General features: G+C 67.0%; 15 protein-coding genes. 13 read left to right on the forward strand and 2 right to left on the reverse strand.

Translation table 11 applies throughout. The features are described from left to right. Positions 1–63: 63 nt before the first annotated feature. The 8 genes from lgt (at position 64) to EEB19_RS20890 (ending at position 15216) form a co-directional block, all read left to right on the forward strand. Positions 64–1605 (forward strand): prolipoprotein diacylglyceryl transferase, encoded by a 1542-nt coding sequence (gene lgt / locus EEB19_RS20855; protein WP_262365823.1) that lies wholly within the window; start codon positions 64–66, stop codon positions 1603–1605. 212 nt (positions 1606–1817) lie between these two features. After that, positions 1818–6386, forward strand: coding sequence for a glutamate synthase large subunit (gene gltB, locus EEB19_RS20860; protein ID WP_187589270.1), 4569 nt, complete (start codon positions 1818–1820; stop codon positions 6384–6386). Then, positions 6379–7884 (forward strand): glutamate synthase subunit beta, encoded by a 1506-nt coding sequence (locus EEB19_RS20865; protein ID WP_187589271.1) that lies wholly within the window; start codon positions 6379–6381, stop codon positions 7882–7884. The genes gltB and EEB19_RS20865 overlap by 8 nt, the downstream gene beginning before the upstream one ends. A 160-nt stretch (positions 7885–8044) precedes the next feature. After that, a complete protein-coding gene (pyk, locus tag EEB19_RS20870; RefSeq protein ID WP_187589272.1) occupies positions 8045–9478 on the forward strand; it encodes a pyruvate kinase in 1434 nt (477 codons plus the stop codon). Positions 9479–9637: 159 nt separating this feature from the next. After that, positions 9638–10513, forward strand: a complete 876-nt coding sequence (locus tag EEB19_RS20875) for an acyl-CoA thioesterase II (RefSeq protein WP_187589273.1) — start codon at positions 9638–9640, stop codon at positions 10511–10513. Between the two features lie 195 nt (positions 10514–10708). Further along, positions 10709–11227, forward strand: coding sequence for a hypothetical protein (locus tag EEB19_RS20880; protein ID WP_187589274.1), 519 nt, complete (start codon positions 10709–10711; stop codon positions 11225–11227). 92 nt (positions 11228–11319) lie between these two features. After that, positions 11320–13236, forward strand: a complete 1917-nt coding sequence (locus tag EEB19_RS20885; protein WP_187589275.1) for an ABC transporter ATP-binding protein/permease — start codon at positions 11320–11322, stop codon at positions 13234–13236. Positions 13237–13380: 144 nt separating this feature from the next. Then, positions 13381–15216: a long-chain fatty acid--CoA ligase gene (locus tag EEB19_RS20890; protein ID WP_187589276.1), complete on the forward strand. Its 1836-nt coding sequence runs from the start codon at positions 13381–13383 to the stop codon at positions 15214–15216. A gap of 6 nt (positions 15217–15222) precedes the next feature. On the opposite strand, the gene EEB19_RS20895 is transcribed toward EEB19_RS20890, so the two are convergent. Next, complete coding sequence (locus EEB19_RS20895; RefSeq protein WP_187589277.1) at positions 15223–15930, reverse strand: DUF998 domain-containing protein; 708 nt, start codon at positions 15928–15930, stop codon at positions 15223–15225. A 152-nt stretch (positions 15931–16082) separates the two neighbouring features. Between EEB19_RS20895 and EEB19_RS20900 the strand changes: the two genes are divergently transcribed. Further along, on the forward strand, positions 16083–16514 hold the full coding sequence (locus EEB19_RS20900) for a DUF6325 family protein (RefSeq protein WP_187589278.1): 432 nt from the start codon (positions 16083–16085) through the stop codon (positions 16512–16514). Between the two features lie 48 nt (positions 16515–16562). Further along, entirely contained in the window at positions 16563–16865 is a 303-nt protein-coding gene (locus EEB19_RS20905; protein ID WP_187589279.1) for an SHOCT domain-containing protein, read from the forward strand. Positions 16866–16893: 28 nt separating this feature from the next. On the opposite strand, the gene EEB19_RS20910 is transcribed toward EEB19_RS20905, so the two are convergent. After that, a complete protein-coding gene (locus EEB19_RS20910) occupies positions 16894–18489 on the reverse strand; it encodes an MFS transporter (RefSeq protein WP_262365824.1) in 1596 nt (531 codons plus the stop codon). A gap of 212 nt (positions 18490–18701) precedes the next feature. Here EEB19_RS20910 and EEB19_RS20915 point away from each other — a divergent pair, with 212 nt between their 5' ends. Genes EEB19_RS20915 through EEB19_RS20925 form a run of 3 tightly spaced genes read left to right on the forward strand, consistent with a single transcriptional unit; the run spans position 18702 to position 21128 of the window. Then, complete coding sequence (locus tag EEB19_RS20915) at positions 18702–18956, forward strand: BatC protein (RefSeq protein WP_187589281.1); 255 nt, start codon at positions 18702–18704, stop codon at positions 18954–18956. A 10-nt stretch (positions 18957–18966) separates the two neighbouring features. Beyond that, the gene (locus EEB19_RS20920; protein ID WP_187589293.1) at positions 18967–20229 is read left to right on the forward strand and encodes a cupin domain-containing protein; all 1263 of its coding nucleotides are present in this window, start codon (positions 18967–18969) and stop codon (positions 20227–20229) included. Beyond that, on the forward strand, positions 20226–21128 hold the full coding sequence (locus tag EEB19_RS20925; protein ID WP_187589282.1) for a sucrase ferredoxin: 903 nt from the start codon (positions 20226–20228) through the stop codon (positions 21126–21128). Before EEB19_RS20920 ends, EEB19_RS20925 begins: the two co-directional genes overlap by 4 nt. Positions 21129–21380: the final 252 nt, after the last annotated feature.

The following is a 21380-nucleotide window of genomic DNA, read 5'->3' on the forward strand; positions in this document are numbered from 1 at the left end:
CGCGATCGAGTAGCCACCCGGCGGTGGGCGGAACGCCCGCGCGGGTCGGTTAGGGTGGCAGGCGTGACGGTGCCGACGCCTCAAGCGGGTTCGACGATCCTGGCCTACATCCCCAGTCCACCGGCCGGAGTGTGGTACCTCGGCCCGCTCCCGCTGCGGGCGTATGCGCTGTGCATAATCGCCGGAATCATCGTCGCCGTCTGGTGGGGCAACCGCCGCTGGAAGGCTCGTGGGGGACAAGAGGGTGAGGTCCTCGACGTCGCGATCTGGGCGGTCCCGTTCGGTCTCGTCGGCGGCCGGCTGTATCACCTCGCCACCGACTGGCGCACCTACTTCGGCGACGGACCGAAGGATCCGATCGACGCTCTGAAGATCTGGGACGGCGGTCTCGGTATCTGGGGTGCGGTGTTGTTCGGTGCGTTGGGTGCATGGATCGGTGCCCGGCGACATGGCATCAAACTGCCGCCGTTCGGCGACGCGCTCGCCCCGCCGATCCTGCTGGCCCAGGCGATCGGCCGACTCGGCAACTACTTCAATCAGGAGCTCTACGGACGGGAGACCACCGTTCCGTGGGGGCTGAAGATCTATGAGCGCGTCGACTCCGACGGTTTCGCCGATCCCGGCCTGATCACCGGTACGTCGAACGGCAATGTCGTCGCGATCGTGCACCCGACATTCCTGTACGAACTCCTGTGGAACGTTCTCGTCGTGATCCTGCTCGTCGTCGCCGATCGACGGTTCCGCATCGGGCACGGACGACTCTTCGCGCTCTACGTCGCCGGCTACTGCGTCGGCCGGTTCGGTGTCGAGCTCATGCGCTCCGACCCCGCCACCCACATCTTCGGCACGCGGATCAACGTCTTCACCGCAGTGGTCGTGTTTGCCTGCGCCGCTGCCTATTTCGTGCTCGCACCGAAGGGGCGGGAACAAGGGCTGTCGATCTATCACCCGGGTCGCGCCGAGGAACTCGAAGAACTCGGCGAGCTCGGCTACGTCGACGACCGGTTCGATGCCGACGCTGACACCGACCGTGGTGATGCCGCCCGCGTCGCCACACTCGACACCCCTCCGGTCCCGCCGGCGGCACCCTCCTCCGAACCCGTTCCGACGGCCGGGGCGGCATCCGTACCGCCGGCGCACAGCGCCGACGTCGACGCGCCCGACACCGGTAGCGCTGCTCAGGCCGCGCTCGCTGCGGCGATCGCACGGCACACCCCGCGCACCGACGACGGCGAACCGGTGGCCTCGGACGCCTCGGGCGATTCCTGGGTCCTCGAGTCGGATGACCAGCCGGTCACCGAACCAGCACTCGCTGACGACGCACTCGCTGACGACGCCCCGGGCGTGGCCGAGGACACCGCGGACACCGAGGACACCGAGGACACAGCCGAGGACACCCCGGACGCAGCCGAGGATTCCCCGGACGCGGCCGACGACGCCGAGGACACCCCGGATACGGCTGAGGACGCCCCGAACCCGGCCGAGGACACCGCGGACACAGCCGACACCGACGACACCCCGAACATCACCGACCCTGCCGCTGACACCGACCCTGCCGACGACACCGACCCTGCCGCCGACACCGATCCCGCCGACAACAAGTAGCGCCCGACCGCACAGGTCGCCCGGATCACACCACGATCCGACATCGATCACATCCGACGAGAGCGCACCGGCGGATTCGGTCGGATACGATGAGGTTTCGCGGTGCACGGGATCAGCCCATCCGACCCTGCATCGTCATTGCTCCACGGGCCAGCGTTGTCCCTGAGGACATCGAGCATTGCGATTCGTCACGAGTCGAGTGGAGGTTCGAGATGTTGTTTTCTGCGCTCCCGGCCAAGCAGGGTCTCTACGATCCCGAAGCCGAGGTCGACTCATGCGGCGTCGCCATGGTCGCCGACGTCCACGGTCGCCGATCGCATTCGATCGTCGCCGACGGCTTGTTGGCGCTCGAGAATCTCGAGCATCGAGGGGCGGCGGGCGCCGAGGTCAACAGCGGCGACGGCGCGGGCATTCTCATCCAGCTGCCCGACGAGTTGCTGCGTGCAGTCGTCGATTTCGACTTACCCGCACCGACTCCCGAGGGCGACAACACCTACGCGGCCGGGACCTGCTTCCTGCCCGTCGACCCCACTCTGCGTGAGCGTGCGATCGAACGCGTGAGCGCCCTCGCCGACGCCGAGGGCATCACGATCCTCGGCTGGCGCGAACTGCCCGTCGACGCCGCCCGCGCCGACATCGGCGAGACCGCCGCCGGCTGCATGCCGTTCATGATGCAACTCTTCGTCACGGTCGATCCGGCCGCCGGTGCGCAGCGTATCGGCGGACTCGCCCTCGACCGCCACATATTCCCGTTCCGCAAGCAGGCCGAACGCGTGACACCGGAGATCGAGGAGGCGGGCACCGGGCTGTACTTCCCGTCGCTGTCGAGCCGCACCATCGTCTACAAGGGCATGCTCACGACGATGCAGCTGCCGCTCTACTACGACGACCTGCGCGACGACCGCTGCCACAGCGCGATCGCCATCGTCCACTCCCGCTTCTCCACCAACACCTTCCCATCGTGGCCGCTTGCGCACCCGTTCCGATTCGTCGCGCACAACGGCGAGATCAACACGGTCCGTGGCAACCGCAATCGCATGCGTGCACGTGAGGCCCTGTTGGCCACGGATCTCATCCCCGGCGACCTCAGCCGCGCATTCCCGATCTGCACGCCCGAGTCGTCGGACTCGGCGTCGCTCGACGAAGTGCTCGAGATGCTGCACCTCGGCGGTCGCAGCGTGCCGCACGCGGTCATGCTGATGGTTCCCGAGGCGTGGGAGAACGTCGGCGACATGGATCCTCGCCGGCGCGCCTTTCTGCAGTTCAACGCGTCCCTGATGGAGGCGTGGGACGGCCCGGCGTGCGTCACCTTCACCGACGGCACCGTGGTCGGGGCCGTGCTCGACCGCAACGGCCTGCGTCCGGGCCGGTGGTGGCAGACCCGCGACGGCCGGGTCATCCTCGCCTCGGAGGCCGGCGTCCTCGACGTCCCCGTGGACGACGTCATCTCCAAAGGGCGTCTCGAGCCCGGTCGGATGTTCCTCGTCGACACCAAGCAGGGACGGATCATCCCCGACGAGGAGATCAAGGGCGACCTGATCCACGCCGAGCCGTACGACGAATGGCTGCACGCCGGCCTGCTCGACATCGCGACCCTGCCCAACCGGCCCGTCTACAAGCCCAATCACGACACGGTGGTGCGACGCCAGGTGTCCTTCGGCTACACCGAGGAAGACCTGCGCGTGCTGCTGACGCCGATGGCGGCGTCCGGGTACGAGCCGCTCGGCTCGATGGGCACCGACACCCCGGTCGCGGTGCTGTCCCAGCGGTCCCGGTTGCTCTACGACTACTTCGTCGAGCTGTTCGCCCAGGTCACCAACCCGCCGCTGGATGCGATCCGCGAGGAGATCGTGACGTCGATGGCACGTGTGATGGGACCCGAGCAGAATCTGCTCGACCCGACGGCAGCGTCGTGCCGACAGATCCTGCTGCACTGGCCGGTCATCGACAACGACGATCTGGCGAAACTCGTCCACATCAACGACGACGGCGACAACCCGGGGTTGTCGGCGAAGGTGCTGCACGGGCTCTACGAGGTGGCCGAGGGCGGTCCCGGCCTCGAGGCGGCTCTCGCGGACCTGCGGATGCGCGCGAGCCAGGCCATTGCCGAGGGCCACACCACCCTGGTCATCTCCGACCGGCGCACCGACCGTGAGCATGCGCCGATACCGTCGCTGTTGGCGATCTCGGCGGTGCACCATCACCTGGTCCGTACCAAGGAGCGCACCAAGGTCGCGCTCGTCGTCGAATCCGGCGACGCCCGGGAGGTGCACCACATCGCGCTGCTGATCGGGTTCGGCGCCGCCGCGGTCAACCCGTATCTGGCGCTCGAGACGATCGAGGACCTCATCGCCGAGGGCGAGCTGACCGGCGTGCCCCCGTCGAAGGCGATCCGCAACTACCTCGAGGCGCTGGGCAAGGGCGTCCTCAAGGTGATGAGCAAGATGGGCATCTCCACCATCAGCTCCTACACCGCGTCGCAGGCCTTCGAGGCCGTCGGCCTGTCGTCGGCGGTCGTCAAGGAGTACTTCACCAGGACGGTGTCCCGGATCGAGGGGGTCGGTCTCGACGAGCTCGCCGAAGAGGTCCGGATGCGCCATCATCGCGCGTTCCCGGAGAACCCGACCGAGCAGGTGTACCGCCGTCTCGATGTCGGCGGCGAGTACCAGTACCGCCGGGAGGGTGAACTGCACCTGTTCACCCCGGAGACCATCTTCCTGTTGCAGCACGCGACGAAGACCGGTCAGGCCGAGGTCTTCCAGAAGTACTCCGACGAGGTCGACAAGCTGTCTCGCGAGGGCGGGACGCTGCGGGGCCTCTTCGATTTCGATCTCGGCCGCGACCCCATCCCGCTCGACGAGGTCGAGCCGATCGAGTCGATCATGACGAGATTCAACACCGGTGCGATGAGCTACGGGTCGATCTCGGCCGAGGCGCACGAGACCATCGCGATCGCGATGAACCGGATCGGCGGTCGGTCGAACTCGGGGGAGGGCGGCGAGGACGTCGATCGGCTCTACGACCCCGAGCGACGCAGTGCGGTGAAGCAGGTCGCGTCGGGACGCTTCGGCGTCACCAGCGACTACCTGATCAACGCAACAGACATCCAGATCAAGATGGCGCAGGGTGCGAAACCCGGTGAGGGAGGGCAGCTCCCGGCCTACAAGGTGTACCCGTGGATCGCCAAGACGCGTCATTCGACGCCGGGCGTGGCGTTGATCTCGCCGCCACCGCACCACGACATCTACTCGATCGAGGATCTGGCCCAGCTGATCCACGACCTGAAGAACACCAACTCGCAGGCCCGCATCCACGTGAAGCTGGTCAGTGCGGTCGGTGTGGGAACTGTCGCCACGGGCGTGTCCAAGGCGCACGCCGACGTCGTCCTGATCTCCGGCCACGACGGCGGTACCGGGGCCTCTCCGCTGACCTCTCTCAAGCACGCCGGCACCCCCTGGGAGATCGGGCTCGCCGACGCCCAGCAGACGTTGATGCTCAACGGTCTTCGCGACCGGATCACGGTGCAGTGCGACGGTGCCCTGCGCACGGGACGCGATGTCATCATGGCGGCGCTGCTCGGTGCCGAGGAGTACGGGTTCTCCACGGCCCCGCTCATCGTGTCCGGCTGCATAATGATGCGGGTCTGTCACCTCGACACGTGCCCCGTCGGGGTCGCGACCCAGAACCCGCAGTTGCGTGCCCGGTTCACCGGGCAGGCCGAACACATCGTCAACTTCTTCCGGTTCATCGCCGAGGATGTACGAAAGTATCTGGCGCAGCTGGGTTATCGCACGCTCGACGAGGCGATCGGACAGTCGCAACGGCTGCACACCGACGAGGCGGTCGCCCACTGGAAGAGTCGCGGTCTGGACCTGTCGCCGATCTTCCGAAGGTACGAGGACAAGGGTCCCACCCGGCGGATGCGGGGACAGGACCACGGGCTCGACCGGGCGCTCGACCAGACCATGATCCAGCTGGCCGAGGGCGCACTCGAGGACGCGCACCCGGTGACGCTGGAACTCCCGGTGCGCAACGTCAACCGGACCGTCGGCACGCTCCTCGGCTCGGAGGTCACCCGACGGTACGGCGCGGATGGTCTGGCCGAGGACTCCATCGTGGTGAAGCTGACCGGCTCGGCCGGCCAGTCGCTCGGGGCGTTCCTGCCGCCGGGCGTGACCATCCGGCTGTCGGGCGACACCAATGACTACGTCGGGAAGGGATTGTGCGGGGGCAAGATCGTCGTCGCCCCGAATCCCGACGCCTGGTTCATCGCCGAGGATCAGGTGATCGCCGGCAACACCATCCTGTACGGCGCGACGTCGGGCCAGGTCTACCTGAGAGGTCGAGTGGGCGAACGTTTCTCGGTCCGGAACTCCGGTGCCACCGCTGTCGTCGAGGGCGTGGGCGACCACGCGTGTGAGTACATGACGGGTGGGCGAGTGGTGATCCTCGGGCCGACCGGGCGCAACCTGGCGGCCGGCATGTCCGGCGGGATCGCCTACGTCTACGATCTCGATCCGGCGAAGGTCAACATGGCGATGGTCGAGTTGCTGCGTCCGGACCCCGACGACCTGCGGTTCCTGCGTGACACCATCGCCACCCACACCGAGCTGACCGGCTCGGCCGTCGGCGCATCGATGCTCGCCGACTGGCCGCGGCGTTGCCTGGCCTTCACCAAGGTCATGCCGACCGATTACAAACGAGTTCTCGATGCCGCCCGCATGGCCGAAGCCGAAGGGCGCGACGTCGATTCAGCGATCATGGAGGCGGCACGTGGCTGATCCACGCGGGTTCATGGAGATCCCCAAGAAAGAGGCGCAGTACCGGCCGGTCGCCGAGCGGGTGCAGGACTGGCACGATGTCTACGCTCACCCGGACAACCCCTTGCGCGAACTGGGCGAGGTGTCCGAACAGGCGAGGCGCTGCATGGACTGCGGCATCCCGTTCTGCCACTCCGGCACCGCCGGATGTCCGCTGGGCAACCTGATCCCCGAGTGGAACGACCTCGTCCGGCGCGGACGGTGGGACGCGGCGAGCGCACGCCTGCACGCCACCAACAACTTCCCCGAGTTCACCGGACTCGTCTGCCCCGCGCCCTGCGAGTCGGCGTGTGTGCTGTCGATCAGCGAGCCGACGACCGGCGGCAGCGTCACCATCAAACGGATCGAGAAGACCATCGCCAGCGAGTCGTGGGCCGAGGGCATCATCGGTCCGGAACCGCCCGCGGCACGGTCGGGCAAGTCCGTCGCCGTCGTCGGATCCGGACCGGCGGGTCTCGCCGCGGCACAGCAGCTCACCCGGGCCGGTCACGACGTCACCGTCTACGAGCGCGACGACCGCATCGGTGGACTGCTGCGATACGGCATCCCCGAGTACAAGCTGCCCAAATCCGACATCGACCGGCGGATCGCGCAGATGCGGGCCGAGGGGACCGAGTTCGTGACCGGCTGCGACGTCGGCACCGATCTGTCGGTCGCCGAGCTGCGGTCCCGGCACGAGGCCGTCGTACTGGCGATCGGCGCGATGGAGGCCCGCGACAACCCCGTTCCCGGCCGAGACCTGCGCGGGGTGCACCTGGCGATGGAACACCTCGTGCCGGCCAACCGCGAGTGTGAGGGCGACGGGCCGTCGCCGATCACCGCGGCCGGCAAGCATGTGGTCATCATCGGCGGCGGCGACACCGGAGCCGACTGCCTCGGTACCGCGCACCGGCAGGGCGCGGCATCGGTCGTGCAACTCGACTACAACCCCGAGCTCCCGAGCGACCGCGACGACAGCCGGTCACCGTGGCCGACCTGGCCGCTGGTCATGCGGACATCGTCGGCGCACGCCGAGGGCGGCGAACGCAAGTATCAGGTCGCGGTGCAGCGATTCGTCGGCGACACCGACGGCAACGTCACCACCCTGGTGCTCGCCGAGGTCGAGGTGCGACGTGAGTCCGACGGTCGCCGCGTCGTCACACCGATCAGCGATGAGTTCGAGATCCCTTGCGACATGGCACTGTTCGCGATCGGCTTCTCCGGGGTGAGTCGCGGACCGCTGCTCGACGATCTCGGGATCGAGCCGAACGGACGGGGTGCGCTGTCGTGCGGCAGCGACTGGCAGACCGACGCGCCCGGCGTCTTCGTGTGTGGTGACGCCCATCGGGGGGCGTCGCTGGTCGTGTGGGCTATCGCCGAGGGCCGGTCGACGGCGCGAGCCGTCGACGAGTTCCTGATGGGTGAATCGGACCTGCCGTCGCCGGTGCGGCCGGCCGCGTTGCCGCTGTCGGTGCGGTGACCGCGCCGACAACGGACGCAACGCGCGCGGGATCGTCGGTTTCATTCTGTTCGCGACGGTGGGGGACCGTCCTCTGACCTGCTCTAACACCATGTGGCCGGCAGGTGACCACTCGCCACCGAGATAGAGATGGCGACCCAACCCGACTAAGGTGAACACAGTGACACGGCGTACAAAGATTGTCTGCACCCTCGGTCCGGCCACCAGCAGCGACGAGCGTCTCAAAGAGCTCGTCGAGGCGGGGATGGATGTTGCGAGGCTCAACTTCAGCCACGGCTCGCACTCGGACCACAAGTCCGTCTACGAGCGAGTGCGCAAGGCCGGCGACGCCTCGGGGAAGGCCGTGGGCATTCTCGCCGATCTGCAGGGACCCAAGATCCGTCTGGGCAAGTTCCGCGACGACGGTGCGCTCAACGGTGAGGTCATGTGGGCCACCGGCGACGAGGTCCGCATCACCGTCGACGATGTCGAGGGAACCCACGATCGGGTGTCGACCACCTACAAGCAGCTGGCCGAGGATGCCTCGGTCGGCGACCGGTTGCTCGTCGACGACGGCAAGGTCGGATTGACCGCGACCGGCATCGACGGCAACGACGTGGTGTGCCGGGTGACCGAGGGCGGTCCGGTCAGCAACAACAAGGGGTTGTCGCTGCCGGGGATGAACGTGTCGGTGCCGGCGATGTCGGAGAAGGACATCGCGGACCTGGAGTTCGCGCTCAAGCTGGGCGTGGACATGATCGCGTTGTCGTTCGTGCGCAGTCCGGCCGACATCGAGATCGTCCACGAGGTGATGGATCGCGTCGGCCGGCGCATCCCGGTGATCGCGAAGCTGGAGAAGCCGGAGGCGATCGAGAATCTCGAGGCGATCGTGTTGGCGTTCGACGCGATCATGGTCGCGCGCGGCGACCTCGGTGTGGAGTTGCCGCTCGAACAGGTGCCACTGGTGCAGAAGCGTGCCATCCAGATGGCGCGGGAGAATGCCAAGCCGGTGATCGTGGCGACGCAGATGCTCGATTCGATGATCGAGAATTCGCGTCCGACGCGGGCGGAGGCCTCCGACGTGGCCAACGCCGTGCTCGACGGTGCCGACGCGGTGATGCTCTCGGGTGAGACGTCGGTGGGCAAGTGGCCGATCGACGCGGTGCTGACGATGGACAAGATCGCGCGTGCGGTCGAGGGCGGTCCGCGTGATGTGCCTCCGCTGTCGCATGTGCCGCGGACCAAGCGCGGCATCATCTCCTACGCCGCCCGCGACATCGGTGAGCGGCTCGAGGTCAAAGCCCTCGTCGCGTTCACCCAGTCCGGCGACACCGTGCGGCGGCTGGCGCGCCTGCATTCGCGGCTGCCGTTGCTGGCGTTCACACCGACCCAGGAGGTCCGTAGCCAGCTCGCGCTGAGTTGGGGCACCGAGACGTTCATCGTCGATCATGTCGACACCACCGACCACATGATCGACCAGGTCGATCAGCAGTTGCTGAAGATCGGTCGACTCGACGAGGGTGACGTGGTGGTCATCGTGGCCGGCGCCCCGCCCGGAACCGTGGGCTCCACCAACATGATTCACGTCCACCGCATCGGCGAACAGGACCACTGACCGAAGCAATCGATCCCTGAGGCGTGACGAAGGGGCGCGGGAGGAGTCCCGTCGCTCCGCGAGTCGAGAAGTCTTCTTCTTTCGCCGGTCGAGTAGACGACGAGCGCAGCGAGGAGTCGTATCGAGACCCCCGCGCCCGAGGGCATAGGGTGTGCTCTCATGACCGAACAATCCGCGGATCTCGGCAAACTCCTCGAACTCCTCGATGTCGAGCAGCGCGACGACGACCTCTTCCTCGGGCAGCACCCAGAGCAGAAGACCGCCCGCACCTTCGGCGGTCAACTGCTCGCCCAGGGGGTCATCTCGGCGTCCCGCACCCTGACACGTGGCACACCGCCGGTGCATGCGTTGCACGCCCACTTCATCCGAGGTGGCGACGTCAGCAAGCCGATGGAGTATCGCGTCGCACGGTTCCGTGACGGGAAGGCGTTCGCCAACCGTCAGGTCACCGCGATGCAGGGCGGCGAAGAGATCTTCACGATGCTCGTCGCGTTCCAGGACAACGCCGCCGGACTCGAGCACGCGGTCGAGATCCCACAGGTGCCGTACCCGGAGGAGTTGCCCCCGCTGGGCGAGCACTTCAAGGGATACGAGGACCGCATCGCGACGTTCGTGAACGCGATGCACCCCATCGACATCCGCTTCGCCAACGACCCCACGTGGAAGGTGCGTGACGCGGGGGAGAAGCTCAAGGACAACCGGGTGTGGATGAAGACCGACGGCCCGATGCCCGACGACCCGATCCTGCACGTCGCCGCGATGTGTTACGCGTCGGACACGACCGTGCTCGACTCGATCATCACCACGCACGGATTGTCGTGGGGCATCGATCGACTCTTCGCCGCCACCGTCAATCACTCCATGTGGTTCCACCGCGAGTTCCGGTTCGACGACTGGATGCTCTACGCCACCCGCTCACCGGTGGCGTCCGGCTCGCGCGGGATGGGTTCAGGAAGGTTCTGGATGCGCGACGGCACCCTGGCCACCTCGGTCGTGCAGGAGGCTCTCATCAAGTACTTCCCGCCGAAGAACTGAGGCGCGCAGCCACCAGCGGTCCCTCGTCGGCGGTGCTCCTCCGCCGGTCGTTCTTCGTCGGTCGAGTAGACACCGGTCGGTCCTGTATCGCCGGTCGCGCACTCGCCGGTGTCGGTCTATTCTCGTCGGTCGAGTAGACACCGAGCCGCCAGGCGAGGCGTCGTATCGAGACCCCCCGATGGCAGACTGTTCTCCATGACCTCGGCCCAGCCGCCCCGGACCGATCCGATCCCGAATCAGCCTGCGCCTCACCCCGGACAGCCGCCGGTGCAGCCGCAGTATTGGCTGCAGTCCGGGCCGATGTTGCAGCAACGGACCTGGCAGCGCAGCACCCGTTCACCGATCATGGTGATCAGTTCTCTCGCCGGTCTGGCGTTCGCCGCGATCGCGGTCGTCGCGCTTCTGGTCGGATCGATCAACGCCTCCTTCTTCACCGCCCGAGGTGTCCTCGTGTGCCCGTCGGTCCCGGTGCAGCAGATGCAGATCGGACCGGGAACACCCGTGCAGATCGCCGATGAGCGTGGCACCGAGCTCGCGACGACCACGCTCGGGCAGCGCCGGACCGCCGAATCCGGTCGCTGCGAACTCCCCTTCAGCGCTCGCGACGTCGAGGCCGGACATGGGGGATATGTCGTCCGTGTCGGGAATGCCTTCCAGGAGACCGTGTCCGAGTCGGCCCTTGCCGCCGGAGTCGTGTTGCGACCCCTGGGTTGAATCCGATCGCGGGTCGTCCGGTGAGATGACACCGCGCGGGTTAGACTGCGGCGATCTGTCCGACCGCAGCCGGCGGATGCCGAGGGGGGTTGATGGAATACAGCATCGATTGGTCCACCGAGATCTGGACATCTCTGAGGTGGATCGTGATCGCCAGTGCGATATCGCTCGTCGCACTCGTGGTGGTGGGATTCCTCATCGCCCGGTTCACCCGCTGGGGGCAACAGTTCTGGCGGGTCAACGGCGACTTCTTCTGGGGACCCTCCACTCGCGTCGTCGCGTGGGCCTACCTTCTGGCCCTGCTGGTGTTCTGCATCTTCGGCGTGCGGATGACCATTCTGTTCTCCTATTGGGGCAATGACCTCTACACGTCGCTGCAGAACGTGGGCTCGGGCCTCACCGGACAGGGCTCCCAGGCCCAGCAGCTGATCGATGCCGGCAAGACGGGGTTCTGGCACTCGATGTGGGTCTTCGCGATCATCGCGACCGTGCATGTGGTGCGCACCCTGATCGAGCTGTACATCGGCGCCGCGTTCGAGATCAGGTGGCGTCAGTGGCTGACGTCCCACGCGACGGCGGATTGGATGAAGGGGAGTGCGTTCTATCGCAACCGCTTCGTCGACCTCGGCGACGACAGCAAGGACTCCGGCATCCAGCCGGGTATCGACAACCCGGACCAGCGCATCGAGGCCGACATCACGAACGTCGCCCAATCGAGCCGGTTGCTGCTGTTCAGTTCCGGTGGCTCGTCCACGAACGGCGTGATCCCGGCTCTCGTGACCATCGTGTCGTTCACGCAGATCCTCTGGAACCTCTCCGGCCCCATGACCATCGGCGGCGTCGAGATCCCGCGGATGATGGTGTGGCTGGTGTTCATGTACGTACTCATCGCCACCGCGATCGCATTCTGGATCGGTCATCCGTTGATCCGGCTGAACTTCTGGCGCGAACGTCTCACCGCCAATTTCCGATACGCCCTCGTCCGGGTACGCGATGGTGCCGAGAACGTCGCGTTCTACCGCGGTGAGCGTGTCGAACACGACAATCTGATGACCCGCTTCGGCGCTGTCATCGCGAATTACTGGCAGATCATCTACCGCAACCTGAAGTTCGTCGGCTGGAACTTCAGCATCACCCAGCTCTCGGTGGTGTTTCCCTATCTCGTCCAAGCGCCACGATTCTTCGAGGGCCGCATCAGCCTCGGTGACATGACCCAGACCGCCGATGCCTTCGGCAACGTGCACGACGCCCTGTCGTTCTTCCGGAACTCCTACGACGATTTCGCCGACCTGCGCGCATCGATCATCCGTCTCGACGGTCTCGAGGATGCCGACAAGAAATCGCGTGTGCTGCCGTCGATCGCCACCGCCGACCGCGACCGCGCGGTCCGCCTGACCGACGTCGACATCTCGACCCCGACCGGGGACGACCTGGTGAGCGACCTCAATCTGTCCCTGGATCCCGGCGACGCCCTCGTCGTCAAGGGCCGCTCCGGGTCCGGCAAGACCACTCTGCTGCGCGGGCTCGCCGGGTTGTGGCCGTTCGTCGACGGGGAGTTCACCCGACCGGCGGGCGATCGCACCCTGTTCCTCTCCCAGATCCCCTACATCCCGCTGGGCGATCTGCGCACCGCGGTCGCCTATCCCGCGTTGCCCGACGACGTCGGCGACGACGCCATCCGTGCCGCGTTGGAACAGGTGTTCCTGCCGCATCTGACGGGCCGGCTCGCCGACGAGGAGGACTGGTCGAAGGTGCTCTCGCCGGGCGAGCAGCAGCGAGTGGCGTTCGCCCGCATCCTGCTGACCCGGCCGGAGGTCGTGTTCATGGACGAAGCGACGTCGGCGGTGGACGAGGGACTCGAGTACTCGCTGTACTCGTTGATCCGCACCGAACTCCCCGACATCATCCTGGTGTCGGTCAGTCACCGCAGCACCACCGATCAGCACCACACCGAGGTGCTCGAGCTGACCGGCGGCGGCGCCTGGGAGCTTCGTCCGGTGGCCACCTGATCCACGGCGTCGGACCGCCGAAATGCGGCTCTGACGTGACATTTTTACCGTTGGATTACCAATGTCGCCGATTGCTGCCCGTACGCCCGAACTGTCGGTACTGTGATGCCGACCACAACGTCGGGCAAAGCGAGGATTTCGGTCATGGCGGAGACAGAACGCATCACATTTCCACATGAGAGCGGGGCCGCGGTGGCCACGCTCCCGGAGGCATTCCAGCAGACGGTGACCCTCCGTCCCGACGCGGTCGCCCTGCGCACCGTGGGCGGAATCCAACAGATCACCTGGGCGCAGTACGCTGCGCGGGTCGAGGCGATCGCCGGCGGTCTCGCCGCACTGGGCGTCGGCCATGGCGACACCGTCGGCATCATGCTGACGAACCGACCGGAGTTCCACCTCGTCGACACCGCGGCACTGCACCTCGGGGCGATCCCCTTCTCGATCTACAACACGAGTTCGCCCGAGCAGATCGAGTACCTGTTCGGCAACGCCGAGAACACGGTGGTGATCACCGAGCAGGTCTTTCTGCCCGCGATCCGCGCGGCGAACACCGCGGTGACGACCACCGTCGTCGTCGACGGTGCGGCCAGCGATGCGATGACGCTGGCCGAACTGGAGGCCACACCCGCGCCCGACGGTTTCGATCTGGACGCCTCCTGGCGTGCCGTGCAACCGGAGGATCTGGCCACCCTCATCTACACCTCCGGCACGACCGGTCCGCCGAAAGGTGTCGAGATCACGCATCGCAATGTGATCGCCCAGCTCGCCGCCCTCGAACAGCACGTCGAGGTCGGATTCGACGACCGGGTGATCTCCTACCTGCCGGCGGCGCACATCGCCGACCGCGTCTCGTCGCACGGGGCGAACATGGTCCGCGGTATCCAGGTCACCACCGTGCCCGATCCGCGTGAGATCGCCGCCGCACTGCCGGAGGTGCGTCCCACCTTCTTCTTCGGCGTCCCACGTGTCTGGCAGAAGATCCGCGCCGGCATCGAGGCCAAGATGGCCGAGGAGTCCAGTCCGGTCAAGAAGAATCTCGCCGCCTGGGCGCTGGGCGCCGGAGCGGCGTCGGCGAAGGCACACCTCGACGGCCGCAGCGAAGGCCTGCTGGGCGGTGTCCAGCACGGCCTCGCCGACAAACTGGTGCTGCACAAGGTCCGTGCCGCGATCGGGATGGACGAGATCACCTTCGCCGGTTCGGGCGCGGCGGCCATCCCGGCCGAGGTCCTGCAGTTCTTCCTGGGACTCGGGATCCCGGTGCTCGAGGTGTGGGGGATGTCGGAGACCACGGGCGTCTCCACCATGACCACGGCGGAGAACCTCAAGATCGGCACCGTCGGCAAGCCGGTGGCCGGAGTCGAGACCAAGCTCGCCGACGACGGCGAGCTCCTCATCCGCGGACCCGTGGTCATGCGTGGATACCGCAAGCAACCCGACAAGACCGCCGAGACGATCGACGCCGACGGCTGGCTCGCCACCGGCGACATCGCCTCCATCGACGCCGACGGCAACGTCACCATCGTCGACCGCAAGAAGGAACTGATCATCAACGAGGCGGGCAAGAACATGTCGCCCACCAACATCGAGAACGCGATGAAGGCCGCGTCGTCGTTGATCGGTCAGGTCGTCGCGATCGGTGACGCCAAACCGTACGTGTCGGCGCTCGTCGTCCTCGATCCGGATGCGGCGGCCGCGCGGGCCAAGCACCTCAACATCCCCGACGCCGACGTCGCGGCCGTCGCGGGTCGTCGTGAGGTGATCGACGAGGTGACCGCGGCGATCCGCCAGGGCAACGGCACTCTGTCGCGGGTCGAGCAGATCAAGCGATTCACCATCGTGCCCGACGCCTGGGATCCGGGAGGCGACGAGCTGACGCCGACGATGAAGTTGCGGCGCAAGCCGATTGCGACGAAGTACGCCGACCACATCGTCCAGATGTATGACGACGAACCGGCCGCCGGCGTCGTCGACCTCAGGTAGCGCCGATCACGACCCTGTGGACGGTCGATCGTCGCGGCGGCGGCTCGCGATGATCGACCATCCCCAGATGATCAGCCACACCGTCATTCCACCCACCTGGATTCGTTGTGCCAGACCCAGGCGGTAGTCGCCGCTCAAATTGTCGGCCACGAGCATCCAGACCGTCGCCACGACGACGATCGCGAAGACGATCGTCCCGGACACCCGCAGCGGGGGCCAGATGCCGTCCCGGAACGCGGCGACGATCGCCGCGATCATCACGGTGAAGATCGAGAACACGGCGAGTGTGCTGGTGAGTGCGTGCACGTGATGCAGTTGCGGCAGGATTCCGCTCGGCTCGGAGGGACACCCGGCGTCGACGCCGGGGATGCACTCGATCGGCAGCAGCGCATCGGCGATGGTCGACGCGCCGAAGGCGGCGAAGGCGACCACGGCGCAGATCGCCGGGAAGCCACGCACGAGTGGCCGGGGGACCATCATGACCACTGCGGCCAGCATCGCGGCGCACGACGTCGTGATGTCTCCGGCGACATACACCTCGCGGTGGGGGCGATGGGCGGCGTCGAGCTCACTGAGGAAGCTCCGCAGCGGGTCGAGGGGACTCGGCCAGAGGAACTCCAGCACCCACGACGAGTAACAGATCCCGGCCAGCGCCACCAGGATTCCCGCGCTCACGACCCGGGCGGTGGCGGCCGGCGCGCCGGTGCTCGACATCCGATCAGCGTATCCATGTCTCGCCCGATAGGTATGAGATGTGCGTCGTCGCCTCACACCTCCATCGCAGCGATCTACCATCGAGGCGGAGGTCGATCACCGTGCCATCCGATCGGCCGTCACTGTCAATCGCGACCCAGCGAGGAGATCCCATGGCCGAAGAAGTCGTTCAGGAGATCGGACCCATCGATTACGTGGTGGTGGAATGGTCCGGCAGCAAACAGCCGAACGGAGAAGCCCTCCCTCACCTCATCGATCTGGTCGAGCGCGGCATCATCCGCATCATCGACTTCGCGTTCATCATGAAATCCGAGGACGGTACCGTCGCCCAACTGGCGCTCGACGAGCTCGGTGCCGAGTTCGCGATCCTCGACGGTGCGTCGGCCGATCTCATCGGCGACAGTGACGTCGCCGAGGCGTCCTCGGTCCTCGAGCCGGGTTCGGCCGCCGCCCTGCTGGTGTACGAGAACGCCTGGGCCGCACAGTTCGCGGCCGCGCTGCGCGGCAACGGAGCGCAGGTCGTCGCGACCGGGCGCATTCCCTACGACGAGTTCGTCGCTGCACTCGACGAGGTCGAGGCCTGACCTCGCCACCCACCGACGCCACATCCGCCCATATCTGAGGAGATCCCCATGCCAGGACTGATCCGAGCCGCAGCACGTACCGCCGTCATCGCCGGAACCGCCACGTCGGTCAGCAACCGCGTCGCCCGCCGTCAGGCGAACCGCTGGGCGCAACAGGATTACGACAATCAGCAGCGCTACTCCCAACCCGCGGCGCAGCCCGTGCAGGCCGCCCCCGCCGCGCCGGCACCCGCGGCCGCCCCGGCTTCCGACACCATCGAACAACTCAAGGAGCTGGGTGCGCTCTACCAGCAGGGCATCCTGACCGAGCAGGAGTTCGCCGCTCAGAAGGCCAAGATCCTCGGCGCCTGACGACACGTGCCGTCGCCGGACTCGGCTGTCACAGTTCGGCGGCGGGCACTCGGGGGAGCCGTCGGGCGATCACCAGGCCGACGGCGGCCAGGAAGACGGCCAGCAGGATCGATATCTTGATGGCGAACAACTGTGCTTCGACATAGTGGTCGACCAGGGTCGTCACCTCATCTGCCGGGATGTCGTTGTCCTGCGCCACCTTCTCCAGCTGGTCGCGTCCGAGGATCTCGATCCCGTCGGCCGACGCCTCGGCGATCCGCGTCTTGGTGGTCGCGGAGACATCGGGATCCGCCTGACTGGCGGCGGAGAAGCCGGAACTCAGCGAGGCGATCAGCAGCGCACCCAGCACCGCGACACCCACCGACGTGCCGATGTTCTGCGCCGTGCCCTGCAGCCCACCGGCCTCCCCGCGGTCACGCCCGCCCACCGACGACATCACCACGTTGCCCAGTTGCGAGGCGATGAGACCGAATCCCGCACCGAACACCGCCATCCCGATGCCGAAGATCACCCCGTCGAGCTCCGGGTCGATCGTGGTGATCAGCACCGACGACCCGACGATCACCAGCAGCAGACCGATCGTCACCATTCGTCGAGGTGACTGTGTCGCAGCGAATCTCGGACTGGCGAAGGCTGCGATCAACATCGCCACGGACATGGGGGCGAGGGTGAGGCCGGTTTCGAAGGCGTTCTTGAGCAGCACGTACTGCAGGTAGATCGGGATCACGAAGAACATCCCGCCGATGATCGTCTGTTGCGCGATCAACATGACCAGGCCGTTGCGCAGCTGGAGTTTTCGCAGCAGATCGGGATGCATCAACGGCGGATGTCCGTGCGCGATGACGCGGCGCTCCCAGTGGACGAACCCGATGAGGACGAAGATGCCGACCGCGATCATGAACGGGACGATCGACAGGCCGAACGGCGTGATCTCCGTGCCACCGATCTCGAGAGCGCCGGAGGGTTTGACGAAGCCCCACGTCCCCGACTTCAACAGGGCGAGCACGATCAGCCCGAGACCTGCCGCGGACAGGAAGGTGCCGCCCCAATCCATCCGCCGTGAGTCGGATCGCCCGGTGTCGGCGATGACCCGCATACACGCGATGACGAGCACGCAGACAACCGTTTCTGCCGCGAACACGACCCGCCACGTGAGGGTCTCGGTGACCCAACCGCCGATCAGCGGTCCGGCGGCAGCGCCCGCCGCGGCGATGCCGCCGAGTGCGCTGTACGCGGTCGCGCGATCCTTGCCGTCGTAGTTCGCGGCCGTCAGCGAGATGATGGCCGGCATCACCAGGACGGCCCCGGCACCTTCGACGAACGACCAGCCGAACAGCAGAGTGCCGATGTTCGGGCTGAATGCTGTGATGAGGGACCCTGCGCCGTACACGAGCAGTCCGATCGCGAAGACCCGCCGACGACCGAACATGTCGCCGAGGCGGCCGCCGAAGAGCATGAATGACCCCATGACCAGGGTGTACAGCGTGATCGCGAGTTGTACCTGAGTGATGGTGGTGTCGAGGTCGACCACCACCGCCGAGACCGACACGTTCATCACCGTCGTGTCGAGCACCATGATGAACTGCGCCGCACACAGGATGAGCAGGACGCCCCACTTTCTCACCGACAGAACGCTACGCCGGGAATGGTGCGCGACTCGTGTTTGCCGGGACCGGTGACGGGGAATCATCCGAAACGGGTGAGCGGTGGCGGTCGTAACGATCGCACCGCCCGGTGGAGATCCGGCCAAACGTCGGGACATCGGACGCCCCGCTGCCCATAGTGGAGACAGGAGTCGCCGATCCTCGGAGGCTTCGAGAGCAGAAAGGATCACCGATGGCACTCGATGACGATGACATCACCACCTCCGGCGCCGGCGGCGAAGGAGTTGCCGACGGAGGCTCGAACCCCGGCGGGCACGACGGTGGCGCCGACGGTACCGCTGATGCCGGTGAGGGACCGGCCGATGGTGGCTCCAACCCCGGCGGGCACGACGGTGGCGCCGACGGTACCGCTGATGCCGGTGAGGGACCGGCCGATGGTGGCTCCAACCCCGGCGGTCACGACGGAGGCGCAGACGGCACCGCATGACGGCCGCCCGGTGCTGAGTCGCTGTATCGCGGTCGATCCGGATACCTTCGCGAAGGAGTATTGGGGTCGGCAACCGCTGCACAGCAATTCGGCGTCCCTGCCTCGCGACTTCGACGACTTGCTCACGGCCGGAATGGTCGACGAGCTGCTCGCCGAGCGCGGGGTGCGGGCGCCGTTCATCCGGATGGCCAGAGACGGCGGACTCCTCGCTCGCGACAGTTACGTCGGGCCGCAGGGATTCGGTGCGGAGATGCCCGATCAGGTCGACTCGGCAAAGGTATTGGCCGAGTTCGGCGGCGGCGCGACCATCGTGCTCCAAGGCTTGCACCGGCTCTGGCCACCGGTCATCGACTTCGTGCGGGGGATGGTCGACGACCTCGGCCACCCCGTGCAGGCGAACGCCTACATCACTCCAGCGTCCAATCGTGGCTTCGATCCGCATTACGACGTGCACGACGTGTTCGTTCTCCAGACCGCAGGCCGCAAGCGGTGGACCATCCATGCGCCGGTGCACCGCGATCCGTTGTCCTCTCAACCGTGGACCGATCACCGAACCGCCGTCTCTCGACGTGCCCGCGACGAGCCGGTACTCGACGTCGTGCCCGAACCGGGCGACGCGCTGTATCTGCCTCGCGGATGGATTCATTCGGCCCAAGCGCTGGGGGAGACGTCGGTCCACCTCACGATCGGCGTCTCGCCGGTGACCGTGCGCGATGTGCTGGCAGCGATCGTCGAGGAGGCCGGGTCCATCGACGACCTGCGTGCCTCTCTGCCCCTCGGCATCGACGTCACGGACCGCGACGACACCGCGGCGGTGGTGCGTACGGCGATGGCGACGGTTGTCGACGAATGGCAGAACCGAGCGGGTTCGTGGGCGATCGGCGCGGCCGATGCACTCGCGACTCGGCATGCCGACCGTACGCGTCCCGAGGCGGTCCGACCGCTGGCGACTGTTGATGCCGCGGACTCACTGACGGCCGAGACGGTTGTCCGGTGGCGCCGCGGACTGGTGGGCGAGGTCGTCCCCGCCGGTGAACGCGTCGAGTTGCGCCTGCCGGATCGGACGGTCGGTTTCCCGTCGTTCTGCGGCGAGGCCCTCAGCCGGATCGTGACGGGCTCGGCCGTCAGCGCGGACCAGCTTCCGGGACTTGATGCCGCCGACGGAACGGTCGTGCTGCGTCGACTCCTTCGGGAGGCCGTCGTCGTACCCCTGCATGCTGACGGTCCCTCGGAGGCGGAGCAGTCGACGTCGATGACGGGTTGGCAAGGATGATCGATCGCCGTCCCTGCAGCGATCAGTCTGCGGAGCGCGACGACCCCATGTTCGGCACCGCCTCCGCCGGATCGTCGTGGTTGTTCCTCGAGGTGGCCGGCCCCTGGGGTCCGTCGGTGTTCCTCACCTCCCCGTCGATCCTTGATCCCGAGCTGGGCCGTGCCATCGTGCGTCGGGTCGAGGCGACCGGCATGCGTATCGTCGCGATCCGCCGACCCGGGCGACGCTCGGCGACGCCGCGCTGGCGATGGTTCGTCGTCCATGCGGAGCCGGGCGCAGAGAGCGTGCACCGCGGCGAGGTGGACGATCCGTCGGGATATCTCGACCTCGCCCTCGACGGTTCCGATGGTGAGCCGTCGTCGGAGCCAGTCGTTGCGATCTGCGCACACGGCAAGCACGACCAATGCTGCGCGGTCCGGGGCCGCGCAGCGACGTCGGCGATCGCCGACGCCTACCCCGAATGGACGTGGGAGTGTTCTCACGTCGGCGGTGATCGGTTCGCCGCGACGATGCTGGTCCTACCGCACGGACTCTGCTATGGACGCGTCGATTCGGTGGCCGATCCCGCCGATCTCATCCACCGGTACACCCAAGGGCGACTGGTCGATTCGCTGTTGCGCGGCCGTACGTCGCTGCCGCACGCCGTTCAGGCGGCACAGCATTTCGTCCGCGAGAAGACCGGCGAGGACCGGATCGACGCACTCGCCCCACTTGGCGTCGACCGGTCCGATCACCGAATCCACGTGCGGCTGAAGGGATCTGACGGGCCGGTCCAGGTGACCCTGGCCGAGCACCTGTCCGATCCGCTGCTGTCGACCTGCGGTGCACGCGTCCCGGGGCGGGTCCGCCAGTTTGTCCTGGTGTCGATGTCGTTCGCCACCGCCACGCCCGGCCCCTGACCGGACGAGCGCGTGGTTTCGCGTTCCCTGACGAGCGAGGCGATCCGGCGTTCGTGGTCCCTGAGGAGCGACGCGATCCAGCGTCCCGTGGTCCCTGAGGAGCGACGCGATCCGGCGTCCCCCGGTCCCTGATCCGAAGAGTTCGGTGAGGTGAGTTGGGTAGCTGACCCCCTGGGGCATGCTGGAATGGGGTCGGTGGTTGCGACCCTGGTTGGCCGGTGTTTGGTTAGGCGACGTCTCGGGGTTCGATGG

The sequence above is a fragment of the Gordonia sp. OPL2 genome (assembly GCF_003797825.1).
GTDB lineage: Bacteria > Actinomycetota > Actinomycetes > Mycobacteriales > Mycobacteriaceae > Gordonia.

Bases quoted from the DNA above. Each gene is read 5' to 3' on its own strand.
- EEB19_RS20885 (WP_187589275.1), top strand. From the start codon at position 11,320: ATGGAATACAGCATCGATTGGTCCACCGAGATCTGGACATCTCTGAGG.
- EEB19_RS20880 (WP_187589274.1), top strand. From the start codon at position 10,709: ATGACCTCGGCCCAGCCGCCCCGGACCGATCCGATCCCGAATCAGCCT.
- EEB19_RS20915 (WP_187589281.1), top strand. From the start codon at position 18,702: ATGGCACTCGATGACGATGACATCACCACCTCCGGCGCCGGCGGCGAA.
- EEB19_RS20900 (WP_187589278.1), top strand. From the start codon at position 16,083: ATGGCCGAAGAAGTCGTTCAGGAGATCGGACCCATCGATTACGTGGTG.
- EEB19_RS20890 (WP_187589276.1), top strand. From the start codon at position 13,381: ATGGCGGAGACAGAACGCATCACATTTCCACATGAGAGCGGGGCCGCG.
- gltB (WP_187589270.1), top strand. From the start codon at position 1,818: ATGTTGTTTTCTGCGCTCCCGGCCAAGCAGGGTCTCTACGATCCCGAA.
- EEB19_RS20875 (WP_187589273.1), top strand. From the start codon at position 9,638: ATGACCGAACAATCCGCGGATCTCGGCAAACTCCTCGAACTCCTCGAT.
- EEB19_RS20905 (WP_187589279.1), top strand. From the start codon at position 16,563: ATGCCAGGACTGATCCGAGCCGCAGCACGTACCGCCGTCATCGCCGGA.
- EEB19_RS20925 (WP_187589282.1), top strand. From the start codon at position 20,226: ATGATCGATCGCCGTCCCTGCAGCGATCAGTCTGCGGAGCGCGACGAC.
- EEB19_RS20895 (WP_187589277.1), bottom strand. From the start codon at position 15,930: ATGTCGAGCACCGGCGCGCCGGCCGCCACCGCCCGGGTCGTGAGCGCG.